General features: G+C 44.3%; 18 protein-coding genes and 1 pseudogene. 11 read left to right on the forward strand and 8 right to left on the reverse strand.

Annotated elements, in window-relative coordinates:
* Nucleotides 1-71 precede the first annotated feature (71 nt).
* On the reverse strand, nucleotides 72-1,601 hold the full coding sequence (locus LMH68_RS11140; protein WP_413755090.1) for a hypothetical protein: 1,530 nt from the start codon (nucleotides 1,599-1,601) through the stop codon (nucleotides 72-74).
* A gap of 245 nt (nucleotides 1,602-1,846) precedes the next feature.
* Between LMH68_RS11140 and LMH68_RS11145 the strand changes: the two genes are divergently transcribed.
* The 7 genes from LMH68_RS11145 (at nucleotide 1,847) to deoD (ending at nucleotide 9,193) form a co-directional block, all read left to right on the forward strand.
* Entirely contained in the window at nucleotides 1,847-2,002 is a 156-nt protein-coding gene (locus LMH68_RS11145) for a DUF5363 family protein (RefSeq protein ID WP_171732460.1), read from the forward strand.
* Entirely contained in the window at nucleotides 1,983-2,795 is an 813-nt protein-coding gene (locus LMH68_RS11150; RefSeq protein WP_229647649.1) for a TatD family hydrolase, read from the forward strand. The genes LMH68_RS11145 and LMH68_RS11150 overlap by 20 nt, the downstream gene beginning before the upstream one ends.
* 204 nt (nucleotides 2,796-2,999) lie before the next feature.
* Complete coding sequence (locus LMH68_RS11155; protein WP_017058833.1) at nucleotides 3,000-4,262, forward strand: NupC/NupG family nucleoside CNT transporter; 1,263 nt, start codon at nucleotides 3,000-3,002, stop codon at nucleotides 4,260-4,262.
* 520 nt (nucleotides 4,263-4,782) lie between these two features.
* Nucleotides 4,783-5,559 (forward strand): deoxyribose-phosphate aldolase, encoded by a 777-nt coding sequence (gene deoC / locus LMH68_RS11160; protein WP_010436196.1) that lies wholly within the window; start codon nucleotides 4,783-4,785, stop codon nucleotides 5,557-5,559.
* Nucleotides 5,560-5,782: 223 nt separating this feature from the next.
* Nucleotides 5,783-7,111 carry a thymidine phosphorylase gene (gene deoA / locus LMH68_RS11165; protein ID WP_229647650.1) on the forward strand — a complete coding sequence of 443 codons (1,329 nt, stop codon included), beginning with the start codon at nucleotides 5,783-5,785 and terminating at the stop codon, nucleotides 7,109-7,111.
* A gap of 76 nt (nucleotides 7,112-7,187) precedes the next feature.
* Nucleotides 7,188-8,408, forward strand: coding sequence for a phosphopentomutase (locus tag LMH68_RS11170; RefSeq protein WP_229647651.1), 1,221 nt, complete (start codon nucleotides 7,188-7,190; stop codon nucleotides 8,406-8,408).
* A gap of 65 nt (nucleotides 8,409-8,473) precedes the next feature.
* Nucleotides 8,474-9,193: a purine-nucleoside phosphorylase gene (gene deoD / locus LMH68_RS11175; RefSeq protein WP_017063285.1), complete on the forward strand. Its 720-nt coding sequence runs from the start codon at nucleotides 8,474-8,476 to the stop codon at nucleotides 9,191-9,193.
* 127 nt (nucleotides 9,194-9,320) lie between these two features.
* Here deoD and LMH68_RS11180 read toward each other — a convergent pair whose 3' ends face one another.
* Entirely contained in the window at nucleotides 9,321-9,932 is a 612-nt protein-coding gene (locus LMH68_RS11180; RefSeq protein ID WP_076655999.1) for a YtjB family periplasmic protein, read from the reverse strand.
* 109 nt (nucleotides 9,933-10,041) lie between these two features.
* Between LMH68_RS11180 and serB the strand changes: the two genes are divergently transcribed.
* Nucleotides 10,042-11,022, forward strand: coding sequence for a phosphoserine phosphatase (serB, locus tag LMH68_RS11185; RefSeq protein WP_229647652.1), 981 nt, complete (start codon nucleotides 10,042-10,044; stop codon nucleotides 11,020-11,022).
* 122 nt (nucleotides 11,023-11,144) lie between these two features.
* Here the strand turns inward: serB and LMH68_RS11190 are convergent, their stop codons facing one another.
* Nucleotides 11,145-13,490 (reverse strand): PilZ domain-containing protein, encoded by a 2,346-nt coding sequence (locus tag LMH68_RS11190; protein WP_229647653.1) that lies wholly within the window; start codon nucleotides 13,488-13,490, stop codon nucleotides 11,145-11,147.
* 161 nt (nucleotides 13,491-13,651) lie between these two features.
* Here LMH68_RS11190 and radA point away from each other — a divergent pair, with 161 nt between their 5' ends.
* Nucleotides 13,652-15,031 carry a DNA repair protein RadA gene (gene radA, locus LMH68_RS11195; RefSeq protein ID WP_017058826.1) on the forward strand — a complete coding sequence of 460 codons (1,380 nt, stop codon included), beginning with the start codon at nucleotides 13,652-13,654 and terminating at the stop codon, nucleotides 15,029-15,031.
* Between the two features lie 234 nt (nucleotides 15,032-15,265).
* Nucleotides 15,266-17,353: an elongation factor G gene (fusA, locus tag LMH68_RS11200; RefSeq protein ID WP_017058825.1), complete on the forward strand. Its 2,088-nt coding sequence runs from the start codon at nucleotides 15,266-15,268 to the stop codon at nucleotides 17,351-17,353.
* 222 nt (nucleotides 17,354-17,575) lie between these two features.
* On the opposite strand, the gene LMH68_RS11205 is transcribed toward fusA, so the two are convergent.
* Together LMH68_RS11205 and LMH68_RS11210 are read right to left on the reverse strand one after the other, a co-directional pair.
* On the reverse strand, nucleotides 17,576-17,788 hold the full coding sequence (locus LMH68_RS11205; RefSeq protein ID WP_012604684.1) for a VF530 family DNA-binding protein: 213 nt from the start codon (nucleotides 17,786-17,788) through the stop codon (nucleotides 17,576-17,578).
* Between the two features lie 45 nt (nucleotides 17,789-17,833).
* The gene (locus tag LMH68_RS11210) at nucleotides 17,834-18,784 is read right to left on the reverse strand and encodes a LysR substrate-binding domain-containing protein (protein ID WP_229647654.1); all 951 of its coding nucleotides are present in this window, start codon (nucleotides 18,782-18,784) and stop codon (nucleotides 17,834-17,836) included.
* 103 nt (nucleotides 18,785-18,887) lie between these two features.
* Between LMH68_RS11210 and LMH68_RS11215 the strand changes: the two genes are divergently transcribed.
* On the forward strand, nucleotides 18,888-19,094 hold the full coding sequence (locus tag LMH68_RS11215) for a DUF1127 domain-containing protein (RefSeq protein ID WP_102393184.1): 207 nt from the start codon (nucleotides 18,888-18,890) through the stop codon (nucleotides 19,092-19,094).
* A 101-nt stretch (nucleotides 19,095-19,195) separates the two neighbouring features.
* Here LMH68_RS11215 and LMH68_RS11220 read toward each other — a convergent pair whose 3' ends face one another.
* From LMH68_RS11220 to LMH68_RS11230, 3 genes and pseudogenes are all read right to left on the reverse strand, one after another.
* Complete coding sequence (locus LMH68_RS11220) at nucleotides 19,196-20,884, reverse strand: AMP-binding protein (protein ID WP_017067893.1); 1,689 nt, start codon at nucleotides 20,882-20,884, stop codon at nucleotides 19,196-19,198.
* Between the two features lie 93 nt (nucleotides 20,885-20,977).
* Nucleotides 20,978-21,121: pseudogene (locus LMH68_RS11225) on the reverse strand (helix-turn-helix domain-containing protein); the annotation flags it as partial.
* A gap of 142 nt (nucleotides 21,122-21,263) precedes the next feature.
* Nucleotides 21,264-21,950 (reverse strand): transglycosylase SLT domain-containing protein, encoded by a 687-nt coding sequence (locus tag LMH68_RS11230; RefSeq protein WP_229647655.1) that lies wholly within the window; start codon nucleotides 21,948-21,950, stop codon nucleotides 21,264-21,266.
* Nucleotides 21,951-21,992: the final 42 nt, after the last annotated feature.

Genomic DNA, 21,992 nt, shown 5'->3' on the forward strand with positions numbered 1-21,992 from the left:
GCTAGTGTGTAAAAACACCCGATAATAGCGTTCACTATTATCGGGTGAGCGGGTTCAACTCAGGTTGAATTTTAGCCGCGTAAACGTTGTTGAATAGCGGATTTAGCTTTCTGTAGTTTAGTTGGGTCGATAGATTGAAGCTTGTTACGGTCGATGTTTGAACCATCAAACACATGATCGTGATTCTTTGTTTGAATACGTACACCGTCATCTATTTTTGAAACAGTCGCAACCCATTGACCGTTGCCTTTGACTAAAGAGAATTGGTCAGAAGTAACATCGCCTTCCACACGAAGTAGTGTTTTTTCAAAGTCTCCGTTGCCAATAAATACGAGCTCGCCATCTTTGCGTTGGACAGTACCTACCCACTCGCTGGTGTTTTCGTCGATAATGTGGATTTCGCCGTTAATGATCTTAACTGTCAGGTCACGCTCTTCCATTTCAGGACGGTCTTCACCGAAATCTGGAGACCAACGAGGTGTATCATCAAAGTCCATATCTGGGTGCTCTGGAGAGGCTGGGAGAGTAGGTCGTGGGCTATCAATTACAATAGTTCCCTTGCCACTAGTTATCTCAAAACCACTGTCCACACGCTCAACAGTTGCTAACCATTCGCCATTACCTTTAACGATGGCTGCACTGCCGTTAGCTTCTAGGTCACCTTCAACTTTTACTAGAGTTTTTTCAAAGTCTCCGTTGCCACGGAAAATGATCTCACCATCCTTGCGTTGTACAGTACCTACCCACTCACTGGTGTTTTCGTCGATAATGTGGATTTCGCCGTTAATGATCTTAACTGTCAGGTCACGCTCTTCCATTTCAGGACGGTCTTCACCGAAATCTGGAGACCAACGAGGTGTATCATCAAAGTCCATATCTGGGTGCTCTGGAGAGGCTGGGAGAGTAGGTCGTGGGCTATCAATTACAATAGTTCCCTTGCCACTAGTTATCTCAAAACCACTATCCACACGCTCAACAGTTGCTAACCATTCGCCATTACCTTTAACGATGGCTGCACTGCCGTTAGCTTCTAGGTCACCTTCAACTTTTACTAGAGTTTTTTCAAAGTCGCCGTTGCCACGGAAAATGATCTCACCATCCTTGCGTTGTACAGTACCTACCCACTCACTGGTGTTTTCGTCGATAACGTGGATTTCGCCGTTAATGATCTTAATTGTAAGGTCACGCTCTTCCATCTCGGGACGGTCTTCACCGAATTCAGGAGACCAACGTGGTGTAGCGTCAACATCAACGTCTGGGTGTTGTGGGAGATAATCCACATCATTGTCGCTATTGGAACTAGACGACGTGCTCAAAAGCCCTGCAACCAATGCAGCAGAAGCGGCACCAACTGCAGCCCAAGTACCGTTAGATTGTTTTTCGTAAGTGACGTCATCGATTGTGGCTGTCGTGCCCGGAGTTGCATTCGCGTATTGTTCGTTTAACTTATACTGAACAGAAGCATCGATAGCGTTCATCTGCCCGTCAATAAGTTGAAGTGTTTGTTGGTTTGCTAGCTCTACGTCAACTTGAGGTGCAGAAGCAAAAGCAGGTGCTGCTAATACGCTAGAAATTGATATGGCTAAGAGTGATGCTTTCATAAAGTAGGATCTCGTTATTGAATGGAGCGTCTTGCTATCAATGCCTCCTTGGCAAGTGCGTTTATTATTCTCGGTGGTGAGGTTTTCAACAATATAGCCAGCTAGTGTTAATGTATAAATTGGATTTATGCTTTTATGATATTTTGGCTAATCATTAGGCTTTTAAATGATTTGTATGTGTAGTTTGAGTTCTCTACTTTATGTGTTGGCTTTTCATAAGTATTGATAGAAGGCGCGAGGTAAATATGTTCGGTTGGATAAAAGCTTGGATTAGGAAATACGATAAGTGGTGTGAAGAGCTTGGGCTAACGCCTGAAAACAAGCGCAGTTGTGTTCCTTATCGTCGAGATCCTCAAGGGCAGCAAGCTGAGAGTGGGAAAGATGACACAGCAAACAAGTGATTTTCCGCTATTTGATACACATTGCCACGCAGACTTTGAGGCGTTTGAGCAAGGTTTTACCCATGAGCTGAGCATTGAGGGATATATCAAAGAGGCAAAACAGGCTCAAGTTGAGAAGTTACTCATCCCTTCTATCGGTCAAAATAACTGGCATAAGCTTGAGAAAATTGCGCAATCTCACCCCAATGTTTACTACGCATTAGGCTTTCATCCTTACTTTTTAGAGCAAGCGGATGAGATGCAATTTGAAGAACTTCACCAACTACTCGCATCAAAAACACGTCAGTGTGTGGCCATTGGTGAGTGTGGGTTGGACTTTTTTGTGGATGTGGAACAGGAGAAACAAGAGCGCTTTTTCATCCAGCAAATGGAACTTGCCAAGGCGTTTGACCTGCCTTTAATCATCCATGAGAGGAAGTCTTACAACCGACTTATCGAGCTAATAAAGCAGCATAAGTTCACCTTAGGTGGTGTGATTCACGGTTTTTCTGGGAGTGAACAGCAAGCTTTGGCGTGGATCAAGCTCGGTTTCTATATTGGCGTCGGTGGAACGATAACTTACCCAAGAGCGCAAAAAACACGCACAACCATCGCAAAATTGCCCCTTGAATGTCTGGTATTGGAAACGGATGCTCCGGACATGCCCATGTATGGAAACCAAGGAAATGTTAATCATTCCAAATATTTAGTTACGATCTTAAATGAACTTTTTTTGCTTAGAAAAGAGCCAAAGCAATCGATTGCAGCGCAAATTTGGCAAAATAGCCATCGCGCATTCGGTATATGTGAATAAAATCGAAGGTTTTTGTTTATCGTTTGCGTAAATTGCACTGAGCTTGTGATTTGGGTCACATTTGCGTGTGAATGGTACATGAATCTTCTACGAAAGTGTGAGGTCGGCATTACTTTATTAGTGGTCGCATGAGTATAATTGCCTCCGCTTTATAGCCCCATTTTGTAACACGCCAATAAATAACTAATAAGGAAGTCATAAACTATGAGCCTGTTTATGAGCCTAGTCGGAATGGTTGCACTGATCGCAATCGCAGTACTACTATCTGACAACCGCAAAGCTATTAATCTAAGAACAGTGGGTGGCGCTTTCGCTATCCAATTCGCACTTGGTGCATTCGTACTTTACATCCCTTGGGGTCGTGATCTACTTGCAGGTTTCTCTGCTGGTGTAGCAAACGTGATCGACTACGGTAAAGACGGTACTGGTTTCCTATTCGGCAGCCTAGTTAACTTCTCAGTTGACGGTATCGGTTTCATCTTTGCTTTCCAAGTACTACCAACTCTGATTTTCTTCTCTGCACTTATCTCTGTACTTTACTACATTGGTGTTATGCAAATTGTAATCAAAGTTCTTGGTGGTGGTCTTCAGAAAGCTCTAGGTACTTCTCGCGCCGAGTCTATGTCTGCAGCAGCAAACATCTTCGTTGGTCAAACTGAAGCACCTCTAGTTGTTCGTCCATTTGTTCCTAAAATGACTAACTCTGAACTATTCGCAGTAATGTGTGGTGGTTTGGCTTCTGTAGCTGGTGGTGTACTAGCGGGTTACGCATCTATGGGTGTACCTCTAGAGTACCTTGTAGCAGCATCATTCATGGCAGCACCAGGTGGTCTACTATTCGCTAAAATCATCAAGCCTGAAACAGATACGCCAGACGACAACATCGCTGACGAAATGGACGGTGGCGATGACAAACCAGCTAACGTTATCGACGCAGCAGCAGGTGGCGCATCAGTTGGTCTACAACTAGCACTTAACGTTGGTGCAATGCTACTAGCATTCATCGGTCTAATTGCTCTAATCAACGGTATCCTAGGTGGCATCGGTGGTTGGTTCGGTATGGAAAACCTAACTCTAGAACTTCTTCTAGGTTGGATCTTCGCACCGCTAGCATTCATCATTGGTGTTCCATGGGAAGAAGCAACTATCGCTGGTTCTTTCATTGGTCAGAAGACAGTTGTTAACGAATTCGTTGCATACCTAAACTTCGTACCATACGTTGGTGAAAACGCTCAAGTTGTTGCAGCAACTGGTCAAGTGATGTCTGAGAAGACTCAAGCTATCATCGCATTCGCACTATGTGGTTTCGCAAACCTTTCTTCAATTGCGATTCTTCTAGGTGGTCTAGGTGGTATTGCACCAAGCCGTCGCCACGACATCGCACGTATGGGTGTTAAAGCGGTAATTGCTGGTACTCTATCTAACCTGATGGCAGCAACAATTGCTGGCTTCTTCCTGTCTTTCTAATTAGTTAGAAATCGATATATAGACGCCATAATAATATCGCCCCGTAGCAAGAAATTGCTGCGGGGCTTTTTTGTTTTTAGGCCTGCCGTTTTTAGTATATGCACGCGCTTATGCTTAGATTAGATGTAGGGTCTAGAATGTTTTTTTGAGATACAAACCGTTTGCGTTCTAAGGAGCACTACAATTTATTGATGGATACCTATAATGTATAAGCTAAAGGGATAGGATGTCTCTGTTGGCAAGAAAGTAACCTCGAAATCAACTCGAACGTTATTCTTCTGGGATTAAGCCAAAATTAGCGATACGCTATAGATGTTAGACACAACATGACTGATTTGTTGTGCCATAGACCAAACTGGTACTGTGCGGTGACAAGGATTGCAATTGGTAGCGAAAGTTATCAAGTCTTCAGGGAACCAAGTCCGTTCATTTGTGGCTACTGAGCATTACTAAAATATCCATCTATACTGGATGGAGGGCGAAGTAGTTAACTATTTGAATATATTGATCGGAGATAGAAATGAGCGATTTAAAAGCAGCAGCTCTACGTGCACTTAAACTTATGGACCTAACTACGCTAAATGACGACGATACTACTGAAAAAGTAGTGGCGCTTTGTCATGACGCGAAGACTGCAGTAGGCAACACCGCTGCAATCTGTATTTACCCTCGCTTTATCCCAGCAGCTAAGAAAGCGTTGCGTGAGCAAGGTACTCCAGAAGTACGCATTGCGACTGTAACTAACTTCCCTCATGGTAATGACGACATCGAAATTGCTGTTGCAGAAACAAAAGCAGCGGTAGCGTACGGCGCAGACGAAGTTGACGTAGTATTCCCATACCGTGCTCTTATTGCTGGCAACGAAGAAGTTGGCTTTGAGCTAGTTAAACAGTGTAAAGCAGCTTGTGGTGACATCACGCTTAAAGTGATCATCGAAACAGGTGAACTGAAAGAAGAAGCACTAATCAAGAAAGCTTCTCAAATCTGTATCGAAGCAGGTGCAGACTTCATCAAAACTTCAACAGGTAAAGTGCCAGTAAACGCGACTCCAGAGTACGCGCGCATGATGCTTGAAGTTATTCGTGACATGGGTGTTGCTAAAACAGTTGGTTTCAAACCAGCTGGTGGCGTACGTACTGCTGAAGATGCAGCACTATACCTAGCAATGGCTGATGAGCTACTAGGCGCTGAGTGGGCAGACAACATGCACTACCGTTTTGGTGCTTCAAGCCTACTAACTAACCTTCTTAATACATTAGAAGTGACAGACCAGACTGCTGATCCAGCAGCATACTAATTTACTCGTCATATTTGACACCGCAGCGTTGTTGACTGCATAAGTTCCTCCTAATCACATAGAGCCTCTATGCTCATAGGAATGAACTCACTGGTCGCCTAACTGCAACGCCAAATATTTAGAGTATTGAACATAATAAGTCTGTTTGATGGAGTGGCGTCAAGCCACTCCATATTACCTCTTTTCCCTACAAACCATACTCACTAGAGTTTGGGAGGCACTAATGTATCTACCTCAAGAAATTATTCGCAGAAAACGTGACGGTGAAGTCCTAACAGCTGAAGAAATTAACTTCTTCATTCAAGGTGTGGCTAAGAACACGGTTTCTGAAGGCCAAATTGCCGCATTCGCAATGGCTATCTTTTTTAATGAAATGACGATGCCAGAACGTATCGCACTAACGTGTGCAATGCGTGATTCAGGCATGGTGATTGACTGGAGCCACATGAACTTTGATGGCCCAATCGTTGATAAACACTCTACTGGTGGTGTTGGCGACGTTACTTCTCTGATGCTTGGCCCAATGGTGGCAGCATGTGGCGGTTTCGTTCCAATGATCTCTGGTCGTGGTTTAGGCCACACTGGCGGTACGCTAGACAAGCTGGAATCTATTCCGGGTTACAACATTACACCAACCAACGATGTGTTCGGTGAAGTAACGAAAGATGCTGGCGTGGCTATCATCGGTCAAACAGGCGATCTAGCTCCTGCTGACAAGCGTGTTTACGCAACTCGTGATATCACAGCAACAGTCGATAACATCTCGCTGATCACGGCTTCAATCCTATCTAAGAAACTGGCTGCGGGCCTTGATTCTCTAGTGATGGATGTAAAAGTAGGTTCAGGCGCATTCATGCCGACTTACGAAGCATCTGAAGAGCTAGCGAAATCTATCGTTGCAGTAGCAAACGGTGCGGGTACTAAAACAACAGCAATCCTAACGGACATGAACCAAGTGCTGGCTTCTTCAGCGGGTAACGCAGTAGAAGTTCGTGAAGCGGTTCAGTTCCTAACGGGTGAATACCGTAACCCTCGTTTGTTAGAGATCACTCTAGCATCGTGTGCTGAAATGCTGGTGCTCGGTAACCTAGCTAAAGACTCAGACGAAGCGCGCGAAAAACTGATGGCAGTACTGGATAACGGTAAGGCAGCAGAGTGCTTCGGTAAAATGGTAGCGGGCCTTGGTGGTCCAGCTGATTTCGTAACGAACTACGATAACTACCTAGAAAAAGCAGAAATTATTAAACCAGTGTACGCGCTAGAAAGCGGTGTGGTATCAGCAATGGATACTCGTGCAATTGGTATGGCTGTGGTTGGTATGGGCGGCGGTCGTCGCGTAGCAACGGACAGCATTGATTACGCAGTCGGTTTTGATCACTTCATTCGTCTTGGCGAAGTAGCAAGTGAAGATAAACCATTAGCAATGATTCATGCTCGCAACGAACAACAGTGGCAAGAAGCTGCAACAGCATTACAAAATGCAATCACAGTGGGCGGAGAATATACAGCAACGCCAGACGTTTACCGTCAGATTCGTTCTGAAGACGTGTAAATAACAGGTATCGGCATACCTCGTGTATGCCGATAAACAGAGTTCTGGTGCAAAGAGCAATAAGTTGGTGAAGAAAATGAAAAGAGCATTTATTTTAGTTTTAGATTCATTCGGTATCGGTGAAACAGCGGATGCAGATAAATTCGGTGATGTAGGTTCTGACACTATGGGTCACATCGCAGATCATTGTGACCAAGGTCTTGCCGACAATGCAGATCGTAAAGGTTCACTGGCACTGCCAAACCTGTCTAAGCTAGGTCTAGCGATGGCTCACAAAGAGTCTACGGGTAGTTTTGCTCCTGGTATGGATGCAGACGCTGAGATCATTGGCGCTTACGGTCACGCTGCTGAGCTGTCTTCTGGTAAAGACACGCCATCAGGTCACTGGGAAATCGCAGGTGTTCCTGTACTGTTTGACTGGGGCTACTTCACCGACAAAGAGAACAGCTTCCCAAAAGAACTGACTGACCGCATCCTTGAGCGTGCAGGCCTGTCTGGTTTCTTGGGTAACTGCCACTCATCTGGTACGGAAATCCTAGATAACCTAGGTGAAGAGCATATGAAGACTGGCTTGCCTATCTTCTATACTTCTGCAGATTCTGTTTTCCAGATCGCTTGTCACGAAGAGACATTCGGCCTGCAAAACCTATTAGACCTTTGTCAGATTGCTCGTGAAGAGCTAGAAGACTACAACATTGGTCGTGTTATCGCTCGTCCGTTCATTGGCCCAGGTAAAGGTCAATTCGAACGTACTGGTAACCGTCGTGATCTTTCTGTTGAGCCACCTGCAGCCACCATTCTTCAGAAGTTGGTTGATGAGAAGGGCGGTAACGTTCACTCAATCGGCAAGATCTCTGATATCTACGCGGGTTGTGGCATCACTCAGAAAACCAAAGCAACAGGTATCCCTGCGCTATTTGAAGCAACCAAAGATGCGATCAATGAAGCGGGCGACAACACTATCGTGTTCACTAACTTCGTTGATTTTGACTCAGCTTACGGCCACCGCCGTGATGTTGCTGGTTACGCAGCGGCACTTGAGTACTTCGATGGTCGCATCAATGAAATCATCGATATGATGAAAGAAGACGATGTGCTTATCTTAACTGCTGACCACGGTTGTGATCCGACATGGCCAGGTACAGACCATACTCGTGAGCACATCCCTGTGATTGTTTACGGTCAGAAGGTTCCAGCCGGTTCTTTAGGCCGTCGCGATACATTTGCTGATATCGGTCAAAGCTTAGCGTCATACTTTGGTACATCGCCAATGGGACACGGTACAAGCTTTCTATAATAGTTAACGAAGAGAGAGGGAAACCTCTCTCTTCTTTTTTTGTTTTGAGATTAAGGATATTTTCAATGGCTACTCCACATATTAATGCTGAAATGGGTGATTTCGCTGACGTAGTTTTAATGCCAGGTGACCCGCTACGTGCTAAATACATCGCTGAAACCTTCTTAGAAGAAGTGGTTCAAGTGTGCGACGTTCGCAACATGTTTGGTTACACCGGTACTTACAAAGGTCGTAAGGTTTCGGTAATGGGACACGGTATGGGCATTCCATCTTGTTCTATTTACGCGACTGAGCTGATCAAAGACTTTGGTGTGAAGAAGATCATTCGTGTAGGTAGTTGTGGTGCAGTGAGCGAAGATATCAAAGTGCGTGATGTGGTGATCGGCATGGGCGCATGTACTGACTCTAAAGTGAACCGTATTCGCTTTAAAGATCATGACTTTGCGGCTATTGCGGATTACAAAATGGTGCGCGCGGCAGAAGATGCAGCCAAAGCTCTCGGTGTCGGCGTAAAAGTCGGTAACCTGTTCTCGGCTGAGCTGTTCTACACGCCAGATCCAGAGATGTTCGAAGTAATGGACAAATACGGCATTGTTGGCGTAGAGATGGAAGCGGCTGGCATCTATGGTGTGTGTGCTGAATACGGCGCAAAAGCTCTAACGATTTGTACTGTTTCTGACCACATTAAGACTGGTGAGCAAACGACATCAGATGAACGTCAAACGACTTTCAACGACATGATGGTTATCGCACTAGACTCTGTACTGCTTGGCGACCAAGAATAATCTTGATTTGTCTTAGCTTGATAAGTTAACAGATAACAAAAAGCCCCGTTGCTGCCTGAGCGTCGGGGCTTTTTATTGGATTGCTGTATTTATTCTGAGTCTAGTATTTATTGTCAGCCTAGTGTGTTTATGAGCTTACATTTTTCAATAGTAAGTTCTCACCAGACTTAGTTGGTCTTCTGCGAATCAGCATGATGAACAACACGCCACTCACAAACCCCATCAACACCATACCGATCATGTAGCGATCACTTTTGCGGTAGTGGTGATCAGAAATCGCCGTCATCTTACCGGTTTCAAAAGTCACTCGAATAAAGCCGATGATCGTTTTCTCTGGAGAATAAATAGGTTCAACTAACTGTTGTCTGCCGATACTTGCTGTTGAAAGTGGTGTATCTAAGCCAAGAACCTCACGTACCGAGAGGGCTTTTTCGCTCGAAGCCAGTCGGATACCCTCTGCATCATAGATGGTGGTATCGAACACCAGTCGGTCTTGAGATAGCTGGTTAGTCAGATCAAGCAATCGCTCTTGGTCTTGTTGCGTGATCATCTTGCTGGCTGAAAGTGATGCCTGAGAGATAAGCAGCTTGGTAAGAGTTTCCAACTGTTTTGCTTGGATCTTCTCGTTACCTTTACTGATCACGACCGTATTTTTAATCGTTACAACGAACATGGTAGCCAACAAAATGAGGGCTAGCATTCGTAAAGCGTTACGTATTGAGAACAATGATTCATTCATGTTTCACGAAGCCTGAAATAAACAAATGTTATGATTAAGACATATTGAGACTTGCGTTTTCAAATTGCAATAGGTTAACGTTTAGCATAGTTAATTAGGAATCATACACATGGACGCTCAGAAATATCTGCCGATAAAAAGGCATACGACATTATTAACTCGACTCCCCGAGACTCGTTTCGCTTCTCAACTCGCTAAATCCAAGGCCAATTGGATTGTGTTTGGTGAGTACCTATCTCCACAATCTTTCGATGACATCGACTTTTTCACTGGCACTTACAACACCATCCTCGATACGTGGAAGGTTGGGCATTATGAAGTGGCTTTGATGTCAGGCAATCTAACGCCAGCACACGAAGAAATCCTCCAAGCGCTAAAGCTTGATTATGCTTGCCTTAGCGAGGTCCCAGACTTATCTAAGCCAGGTTTGATCGTGATGGATATGGATTCCACAGCGATTCAAATTGAATGCATCGATGAGATTGCCAAGCTAGCTGGAGTGGGAGAGTTAGTCTCTGAAATCACAGAACGAGCAATGCAAGGCGAGCTCGACTTTGAACAGAGCCTACGCCAGCGAGTAGGAGCACTGAAAGGTGCGGATGAATCGATATTTGAGCAAGTGCGTCAGTCATTGCCATTCATGCCAGACTTGGTCGGGCTGGTGAATACTCTAAATAAGCTTGGCTGGAAAACGGCGATTGCATCAGGCGGTTTTACTTACTTCTCTGATTACCTGAAAGATACCCTTGATCTAGACCATGCTCAATCAAACACGCTTGAGATCGTCAACGGTAAGTTGACGGGTGAAGTCTTAGGCGATGTTGTTTCGGCGCAGACCAAAGCGGATATCTTGGTAGAGTTGGCTGAAGAGTACGAATTGGAACTACATAATACCGTTGCCGTTGGTGATGGTGCCAATGACTTGGTGATGATGGGCTCTGCAGGTTTAGGCATTGCCTACCACGCAAAACCAAAAGTAGAGCAGCAAGCTCAAACTGCTGTTCGTTACGCAGGTTTAGGCGGTGTGCTGTGTATCTTGTCGGGTGTATTGGCTAAGCAACAGAAGATCAGCTGGCAAGCGAAACCTTAGGGGCTCTACCTAAGTGCTATTGGCTATGTATCTTATTTAGCAATAGTGGCTCAGACACAAAAAAAGCAGGCTATCAGCCTGCTTTTTCAATTTTCATGCTTAAGTTAATACGCCACTCGAGGCTAGCGTGTTAGCTCCAATCGAATCAGCACTTCATCGGTAATATCTTCTATCTCACCATAACCGATAAAAGCGGTGACCTCATTTTCTAATTTCTTCGCCTGGTGCATGCTGATTCGTGCAAGTTCTTCTAAATCCGATTGGAATAAACTGGTGAGTGGATTAAAGATGGGAGCTGTCGTGACTCGCAATACGTATACGTCACCTAAGTGCTGTGCCTTCTTAATGAATAAGATTCGCTCTTTTGCAGACGTGAAATCTTTGACCAGTTTCGTATGTACGGATTGGATCTTGTCACCAAACTTAACCGCAGCAATGTAGACGTCATGGTGTTTAGGTTCTGCCCCTTCAATCCTTTTTAGTGGCTCAGCCAGTAGCGAGTTAGAGTGCCCTTTGAAAATAGGTTCGAGTGAGAACTTTTGATTGTGTCCAAGCTTTGCGAGCAAGGCTAGATGCTTATTCAATGGGAAATTCACACCAATTATCTTACAGCGCAGTGTTGAGCTTGGTTTATCAATGAATATTGGGTTACTGACCATCTTGCTCAACAAAATGTTGTGCAGTGATTCGAGTAGCGAATGTGTTGGCAGTATCTCTTGCTTCTTAATCAGCTTACTTTGGTTTTGATCGATAAGCCCATTAAGGAAAGCGATGGTACGCATTGTCTTGGCGTTCTCGGCAATAACCAACTGCACGTTGCGACCATTCGGACTCACTCGAATTACGTGGTAAGGCACTGTGCTCAGTGGCAGGTTCTTGTCATAGAGCTGCAGTTCATTGAAGTTCACTAATACCGGATCATTAATCTTGAGTACCATTGGGTGTTCAAGGCTAATGCTCAGTCCACGCTTCGAAATATCTAAGGTGTGTCCGTTCGCCGCTGTGCCATCTTGTGATGTAAGTTGCAACGGTGACTTAAATTGGTATCTCGGCTCTTTACGACGAGTCTGAGAGTCAAAGTAGATGCTTTGAATATTGCCGACGACAGTACGCGGGTGACGGAAGCGGTTCAATTCACTGCTTGGAATGCGTGGCTTTTCACTCAGAAGATAGTCCGCCGCACTTTCGTGATCGCCAATCTCTTGCAAGATTCCGCAATGCGTCAGTTGAGCTGAGCTTTGAGCCAGCGTATCCGAGTGTTTAGCTAATGCTTGTCGCTCAGTGTCTGAAAGTTCGAAAACCGAGAACTTGAACGCCTTCCAACTTTTACGTTTGCCACCGATGTGCCAGAACAGCTGTCTTTGTTCACGAGAGGCTTCAGGCAGCATCATTGAATAGAACAAGGTCTTGTTTTGGTGTTCATGGGTAAAAGAGTAGATAACGTTACTGGTTCCCTTCACTCCTGGTTTCGCCAACAGGTTCATACGTTGCTCGTTGAACAGGGTACCCAGCGCTTGTTGATTTCGTTCGTCGTGCCAATATTGCCATAATGGATGGTTGTTATCCGTCAGTAGGGCAAGCTTTAGTTCGCTGCCGCTGAAAAACAGGGGTAGGTTACAAGTATGCTTTAGATAGGTATGTTCGATTCCTCGAGTACGAGTTCGAATAATCCTATCTTGATTCTCATGGCTGGTTTTCTTACTGGTGCTATTTAAAGACTCATCGAGTAAGCGAGCCACAATATTGTTGTCGCTTACCTTGATGGTTCTTAGAAATTTGACCGCGTTGTTCTCATAAGATTCGTCGATACCCAAAACACGAAATTCAACCGCTTGGTTAACATCGTTTTCTTGGGACTTTTCGATAAGCTCTGAGAACTTAACGCTGATGATCTCGCCGAGGTTGTATCGAAAGGCGCTCGGTACTTTGAACTTTGCACCCGACGGGGAGATATCAACCGTTACACCATGTAGGCTTTGCCCTTTCGATGTGGTGATCTCGACCTGCGAGCTAATCTTGAGTCTGTTCTCTTGGCGTTTTAAGTCGTAACCTAGGTTAATAGCTTCCGCTTCGTACGGGCTATTGGCGCTAGTAATGTCGTGGTTACCTTGAGAAGATGTTTTAACAACGCTCAGAGGCTGAGTTCGCGGAGTCATTACTAACTCCCATGCGCCTTCTGTGTAACCTTTAAACTTTTTCGTACCACGTTGATATGCGTTTAAAGCGATATCATCGAGCCAGTGCTTACGGCCATCGAGAGTGAACTGACGACACTCATTATCAATACGCCCGCGTAAATCAATGCTCTTTGTACACGGAGCCATGATACGATTCAGTTCCATTTTAACCAGCAGTTTTAGAGACGGAGATTCGCCTTCTGTCATTTGAGAAAGAAGGAATTCGAAATCTTCGGCGTGGTAGGCCGGGATAAGACGTTCTGCTACAGATAGAATTTCAGATTGCTGCATACTTTTCTTGTTAGAATGGACGGTGCATTTATGTTATCGACTAGTTTAAATCGATCTTTAAGTATAAGTGGTATGACTGCAACGTTTATTTTCACCCGTACGGTCAAATAAGTCACAAATTGACAACATCATTGTGTAACTGAGTAAATTATTGAGGTTTTATGGCTAAGGCAAAACGAGCTTATGTGTGTAATGACTGTGGTGCTGACTTTCCACGTTGGCAGGGGCAGTGCAACGCATGTGGTGCTTGGAACACGATTACAGAAGTTAGGTTAGCCGCTTCACCTCAAGTAGCGCGCAATGAAAGATTATCTGGTTATGCAGGTGCAGTAACAGAATCGAGCGTTCAGACATTATCTGAAATTAATCTACAAGAAGTACCACGCTTTAGTAGTGGCTTTAAAGAGCTAGACCGCGTACTTGGTGGTGGTGTCGTACCGGGTGCTGCGATCCTGATTGGTGGTAACCCGGGTGCCGGTAAATCAACGCTGCTATTACAAACCATGTGTCAGCTTTCTTCTCAATTACCGACTCTCTATGTAACCGGGGAAGAATCTCTGCAACAAGTCGCGATGCGTGCGTCTCGACTTGGATTGCCAAAAGAGCACCTAAAGATGCTCTCAGAAACGAACGTGGATAAGATTTGTCAGGTTGCAGAAAAAGAACAACCTAAGATCATGGTTATCGACTCGATCCAAGTTATGCACGTTGCGGATGTTCAATCTTCTCCGGGCAGTGTTGCACAGGTTCGTGAATCGGCAACCGCATTAACGCGCTACGCAAAACAGAATAACGTTGCTGTGTTCTTAGTTGGACACGTAACTAAAGACGGCACCTTAGCAGGGCCAAAAGTACTTGAGCACATTATTGACTGTTCTGTTTTATTAGATGGCGGAACCGATAGCCGTTTTAGAACGCTACGCAGCCACAAAAACCGTTTTGGTGCAGTGAATGAACTGGGTGTGTTTGCGATGACAGGCCAAGGGCTAAAAGAAGTCAGCAACCCATCCGCTATCTTCTTGTCTCGTGGTGAAGAAGAAACCTCGGGCAGTTCTGTCATGGTGGTGTGGGAAGGGACGCGTCCACTTCTTGTCGAAATCCAAGCGCTGGTGGATTATTCACAGCTGGCTAACCCACGTCGCGTCGCTGTCGGCCTAGAGCAAAACAGGCTTTCTTTGTTATTAGCGGTGCTGCATAAACACGGCGGCTTACAAATGGCTGACCAAGATGTGTTTGTGAATGTCGTCGGTGGTGTTAAAGTAACCGAAACCAGTGCTGATCTTGCGTTGGTGATGGCTCTACTTTCTAGTTTCAGAGACCGCGCATTACCAAAAGATGTGGTGGTATTTGGAGAAGTAGGCCTAGCGGGTGAGATTCGACCTGTACCGAGCGGACAAGAGCGTTTAAATGAAGCATTTAAACACGGCTTTAAGAAAGCGATTGTACCGGCGGCTAACATGCCTAAAGGTGGCATTCCAGGAATGCAGATCCACGGTGTGAAAAAATTATCGGAAGCAATTAATGCTTTTGATGAGTTGTAATTGAACTCACTTCAGCTACTCTATACAGCAGCAATTCAGCCTAACCTTAACGCCGATTAGGCTTTAGGTTAGCACTATAATTAACAATCATTTAGATTGTTACTACTGAGTGCCTTTTTCTATATGTTAGAAAAAGGCAAAGTTTTTTAGTCCCAAATGCATGCAAAGCTATCAGTCTTCACAGATTGTGATATACTCTGCGCGCATTTTATATCCTATTAACAGAGTAAGACAATGGCAGATTTATCGAAATACAGAAACATTGGTATTTTCGCGCACGTTGATGCGGGTAAAACAACTACCACTGAGCGTATCCTTAAGCTAACTGGTCAAATCCACAAGACTGGTGAAGTACATGATGGCGAATCAACGACTGACTTCATGGAACAGGAAGCTGAGCGCGGTATTACTATCCAATCAGCAGCTGTAAGCTGTTTTTGGAACGATCACCGTCTAAACGTTATCGATACTCCTGGACACGTTGACTTCACAGTTGAAGTATACCGTTCTCTTAAAGTTCTTGATGGCGGTATCGGTGTATTCTGTGGTTCTGGTGGTGTTGAACCTCAATCAGAAACTAACTGGCGCTACGCTAACGAATCAGAAGTATCTCGTCTGATCTTCGTTAACAAACTAGACCGTATGGGTGCAGACTTCTACAACGTTGTTGACCAAGTTAAAAACGTTCTAGGTGCAACTCCTCTAGTAATGGTTCTACCAATCGGCCGTGAAGACGAGTTCGTTGGTGTTGTAGACCTACTAAGCCGTAAAGCATACGTTTGGGATGACACTGGTCTTCCTGAAAACTACGAAATCAAAGATGTTCCAGCGGACATGGTTGATGACGTTGAGCAATACCGTGAAGAGCTAATCGAAACTGCTGTAGAGCAAGACGATGACCTAATGGAAGCTTACATGGAAGGTGAAGAGCCTTCTATTGAAGACGTTAAGCGTTGTATCCGTAAAGGTACTCGTGATATCGCATTCTTCCCAACGTTCTGTGGTTCTGCGTTCAAGAACAAAGGTATGCAACTTATCCTTGATGCTGTAGTAGATTACCTACCAGCACCAACTGAAGTTGACCCTCAGCCTCTAATGGATGAGAACGGTGAAGAAACTGGCGAACACGCTATCGTTTCTACAGATGAGACTTTCAAAGCGCTTGCATTCAAAATCATGGATGACCGCTTCGGTGCTCTAACTTTCGTTCGTATTTACTCTGGTAAACTGAACAAAGGTGACACGATTCTTAACTCATTCACTGGCAAGACTGAACGTGTTGGCCGTATGGTTGAGATGCAAGCTGATGACCGTAACGAACTAACTAGCGCACAAGCTGGTGACATCATTGCGATCGTTGGTATGAAGAACGTGCAAACTGGTCACACTCTATGTGATCCTAAGCACCAAGTAACGCTTGAGCCAATGGTATTCCCAACTCCAGTAATCTCAATCGCTGTATCTCCAAAAGATAAAGGCGGTTCTGAGAAAATGGGTATCGCTATCGGTAAAATGGTTGCAGAAGATCCATCTTTCCAAGTTGAGACTGACGAAGAGACTGGCGAAACTATCCTGAAAGGTATGGGTGAACTTCACCTAGACATCAAGGTAGATATCCTTAAGCGTACATACGGCGTTGACCTAACTGTAGGTGCTCCTCAAGTTGCTTACCGTGAAACTATCACTCAAGCAATTGAAGATAGCTACACGCACAAGAAGCAATCTGGTGGTTCTGGTCAATTCGGTAAGATCGATTACCGTATCAAACCAGGCGAAGCAGGTTCTGGCTTCAAGTTCAACTCTGTAGTTGTGGGCGGTAACGTTCCTAAAGAATTCTGGCCTGCAGTTGAGAAAGGCTTCGCATCTATGATGGAAAACGGCGTACTAGCTGGCTTCCCAACTCTAGACGTTGAAGTTGAACTTTTCGATGGTGGTTTCCACGCAGTCGATTCATCTGCTATCGCATTTGAAATCGCAGCGAAAGGCGCATTCCGTCAATCTATGCCTAAAGCTGGCGCGCAACTTCTTGAGCCAATCATGAACGTTGACGTGTTCACTCCAGACGATCACGTTGGTGATGTTATCGGTGACCTTAACCGTCGTCGTGGCATGATCAAAGATCAACAAGCTGGCGTTACTGGTGTTCGTATTAAAGCTGACGTACCTCTTTCTGAGATGTTCGGCTACATCGGTCACCTACGTACTATCACTTCTGGTCGTGGCCAATTCTCTATGGAATTCGCACAATACGCACCATGTCCAACTAACGTTGCTGACGAAGTGATTGCAAAAGTTAAAGCAGAAAAAGAAGCTGGTAAGTAATTAGCCCTTTTCTCAATTAGCTAAAAAAGCCCCGCAAGTGAAAGCTTGCGGGGCTTTTTATTGCTTGTAACATACTGCGAGATGCGAGATGCGAGATGCGAGATGCGAGATGCGAGATGCGAGATGCGAGATGCGAGATGTGATATTGATATGGCCCCTAAAAAGTAGACACAGGGGTTGTCCCGTATTTAATCAACACGGGACAGATAAAGTAGGGAGAGATTAACGCTTTAAGTCGATGTAAATCTGCTCTACCTTGGTACGAGCCCAATCTGTTTTACGCAAAAATTTTAAGCTCGATTTAATGCTCGGGTCTTTTTTAAAGCAGTTGATGTTCACCATGTAACTCAACTCTTCCCAACCGTAATGTTCAACTAATTCAGTCAGTAGCTTCTGTAGAGTGATACCGTGAAGTGGATTATTGTCTTGTGTCATGAGATGTTCTCGCCATTTATTTGAGCTAAGTATACCAGTTTCGCTTTATGAATTATCCGACCATTTGAGTTCGTAATCGGTGTGGATAATCGAAAGCTCTTCTCTACCTGTATCACCAAACAATTTAACTTGAGTCTGCATCCATTCTTCGAAGCGTTTTATCTTTTCTCGATGGAAGTAACCTGGAGGCGCGCATAAAAAGTAATTGTATTTAGGCTTCAGCGCGATATTACCGATTCGGACGAGTTTCTTTTCCTGCAAATAGCGATACACCAAGCTGTGCTTAACCAAGGCAACGCCCTGAACGGATAATGCACCCTCTAAAACAAAATGTGAGCCGTCAAATTGCAATGATGAACGTCCTGCCTTCGCCCCAGCAACGTCTAACCATAGATTCCAATCCATATCAGGCCAACGGTCTTCAATTAACTCTGCTTTATGCAGATCGCTGATGTCATAGATTCCATATTTGTCTTGATAGATAGGATGGCAGACAGGGTAAACCACTTCGTCCATCAACCAACGTGATTCAATGTTTGGGTAGTTACCATGACCATATCGAACACAGACATCGACAGCCGAGTCTTCAAAGGTAACCAGTTTGTTGGTCGGTTCTATTAACATCGATAAATCTGGATGACAGTCGCGGAAGTCGCCAATTCTAGGTACTAACCAATGTTGTGCAAAAGAGGGCACGGTCGAAATCGACAATTGAGTGGGGTTGGGGTCTTGGTTTATTCGTCTTACTCCATCTTGAATATGAGCAAAGCCTTTCTTAGCTTGCAGGTAAAGCACTTCACCTTCATGAGTGAGTACTATTTTTCGGTGCTGACGAATAAACAGGTCTGCGCCTAACCATTCTTCAAGTTGGCGAATTTGTTGGCTGACTGCTGCAGCCGTGACAAATAGCTTTTCTGCTGCAAGCTTAAAACTGCCTGTTTCAGCCGCAGTATAAAAATAGTATATCCCTTGGAAAGGTGGGGTGCGCTCTCTCACATTAGTTTTCCTTAACTGAATGCCAGTATCTATCGTTTGTCGATGTTGCTCTATTGGTCGATTATTGACCATAACAAAGCGAGAGATCAACAGGAGAAAGGTTATGGATACGATCACAGCAACCGCAAATACCAACCATTCATTTTTGTCATCATTATCAATTAAGAAATTCTATTCTAAATTAGGCATGTACTTTCAAAATCGTAGAACCAGAAAGCAGCTGTCTGAGCTACCAGAGTATTTGTTGAGAGATGTAGGGATTACACAGGAACAAGTTGATAAGGAACTGAAAAAATCGTTTTGGGAGTGAGTGGGAGTGAGTGGGAGTGTTAGGGGAGGGACTGGCTAATCTAAGGTTGAGCGTACTTTGCTGCCAAAAAAGGAGCCATAATGGCTCCCTCTCGATTTTAATTATTCTTCCCAAACCACCAATTTATCTTTCGGCCAGTTATGACCAACTTCATGGTATTTCTGCTCAAGGATATGTCGCTTGATTTTGAGAGTCGGGGTTAACACGCCATTCTCAATGCTCCATGGTTCCTTAATCATCAATACACCTTTGATCTTCTCATGTGAACCGAGCTGCTCGTTCATTTTCTCGATAACGCGCTTTGTCGTTTTCTCATAGCGAGCTCTATCGAAATTAGGGAAGTCATGCGGTACCACAAGTAGGATTGGTCCTGGTAGGCCTAGACCTATCAAACACATCATTTCTACGCGGCTGTACTCAAACAGTTTGTTTTCGATTGGTACAGGGGCAACAAACTTACCTTTAGCGGTTTTAAAGGTATCTTTCTTACGCCCACGAATCGTTAGGTAACCTTCACTATCGATATCACCGATATCACCGGTATGAAGCCAACCATCCGAGTTAAAAGATTCTTGGGTTGCAATATCATTCTTGTAGTAACCAGAGAATAAGCCTTTGCCTCGAACTAGAATCTCTTCATCTTCAGCTATTTTGAGTTCGATCCCTGGACCTGCATTACCAACCGTACCAATTTTATCGGCTCTGAATGGGTAATTGAGCGTGCTGTAGGCGAAAGACTCTGTCATGCCCCATGCCTCGGTAATGTGCAGGCCAACGCTCTCATACCATGCGAGTAGAGCAGGTGATACAGGGGCAGAACCACATCCAAGAACGCGAGCTTGGTCTAACCCTAAGCCATCAGCAAGTTTCTTCTTAATGATGTTGTTGATAAACGGAATCTTCAGTAAGAAGTTCAGTTTCTTCTGTGGCAATTTGTCTTGGATTCGCTGCTGGAACAGAGTCCATAAGCGAGGAACTGAAATAAACAGCGTAGGGCGATGCATTTTCACATCATCAATAAAGGTGTCTAAAGATTCAGGGAAAGCCGTAACCACGCCCCCCATTACTGAAGAACCAAAGATGTAAACGCGTTCTGTAATATGAGCAAGCGGTAGGTAAGAAAACAGGCGATCGCCAGGTTGGATCCCAATATGGTCAATCAACCTTTGAACAGACCAAGTAAACGCGCCGTAGGTGAGCATTGCGCCTTTTGGTAACCCTGATGTACCCGATGTATAAACAAGTGACATCAGCTTATCGTCGTGATGCTGAGGGCGTTTGGTTGATGGTTCATGTGTCTCAATGAGCTTCTCGAAAGTGTGTTGGCACTTCGCTGCGCTGTCGTATGGCAGTGAAATACTCACCAAGCTCGGATTGTCATCAAGTACTTTTTGAGTGGCTTTAGGATCGTCAAGCTTACCCGCAATCACAATTTTACTTTCACTATGCTCAATACAGTACTGAATGGTATCTGCACCCGCTGTTGGAAAGATTGGGACGCTGACAAAATCTCCTAACATCATTGCAAGATCGCAGATGAACCACTCTGCACAGTTTTTTGATACGAGAGCGACTCGATCGCCTGGTTGGGCTCCGAGTCCTTCTAATGCTGACGCCAATTTCAGTGCTTTGTCGGCTACTTCTTTATAAGTAAATTCGACAAATTGGCGGTTAATAATCTGTTTCAAATAGACTTCATCTGGGCGTTCTTCTGCCCATTTTAAAATCATGTCATTGGGTGTAGGGAGAGCTGTTGCTTGTTCTTGGCTAAACTCGTTAGGCTGAATCATTGTCTAACTCCATGTTTTTCGCTAAGTTATTTTTGGTTATTTTTGTTAAAATCATGTTAAATGTACCATGATTTTTTCTTTTAGGGAGTAAAATTAGCGTTTTCTGTTATCTGTGCAGGCACGTCTGTAGCTTGCAGGGGTTACGCCCGTCCTTTTCTTAAAAATTCTTGAAAAATACGACACATCCTTGTAGCCACATTGATAAGAAATTACAGCTATTTTTGATTCGGTATCCGCTACGTGTAAGTCCACGGTTTATTATAAGATATTATCGAAACAACCCTGACACTGTATTCAATTACCAGAGCTGTTATCAATTCAAATTTTAGGTTAGAAATTTAATGATCGCCATCGCCATCGCCATATAAGAATATATGTATCAGTTGAGCAAGGCTTGGTATTGCTTGTTTAGTTTGTACACTTTTGCTACGTAAGTTCTTGTTTCTGCAATACGTAATTGTGTTGTTAGCATTGTATATAACTCATCAACTGATAACTTATTGATATTTTTGGAGAATGAACTGATGTCTTTATCACCGAAGGAGTATTTCATTAGATTAGACAAGCCACAGTTATAGGAAGCAATTGCTAGTAGTCTTCTCGCGCTAGGGGAGCGAATGTTGTTGAGATACTTCGTCTCCAAGAGATGCAAATAAGCGGTCCCTACATCAATATTGAATTCAGGGATAAAGAGATCTTGTGCTCTGATAGGTCTATTGCCATAGAGTTCACGTGAAACTTCAGCTGCCCCACCATTAACAAGAATTTGCATTAATCCAATAGCAGAGGCGTGGGAAACAGCATTTGGATCAAAGAAACTTTCAGCGTGTATCATAGCAACGATTAATGATGCTGGAATTTTCCACTTTGTTGCAGAACGCTCAATGTGAGTTTGATATATTGTATATTTATCGCTGACGCTGTCAGTGATTTTATGGGATAAAAGTACGGGTGGATCGGTTTTGGAAGCTCGTAGTTCGTGTATTCTCTTGCTTTTCGGAACCACAATTCGCTGCAATCTTTGATTTTCTTGCAGTTCTTCATAAGAGTTTATCGAATCTCTCATATGAGTCACTTTCGCTGAGATCTCACTATTAACACTAATTAA

Source organism: Vibrio sp. F13 (assembly GCF_020806305.2).
Classification (GTDB): domain Bacteria; phylum Pseudomonadota; class Gammaproteobacteria; order Enterobacterales; family Vibrionaceae; genus Vibrio; species Vibrio crassostreae_C.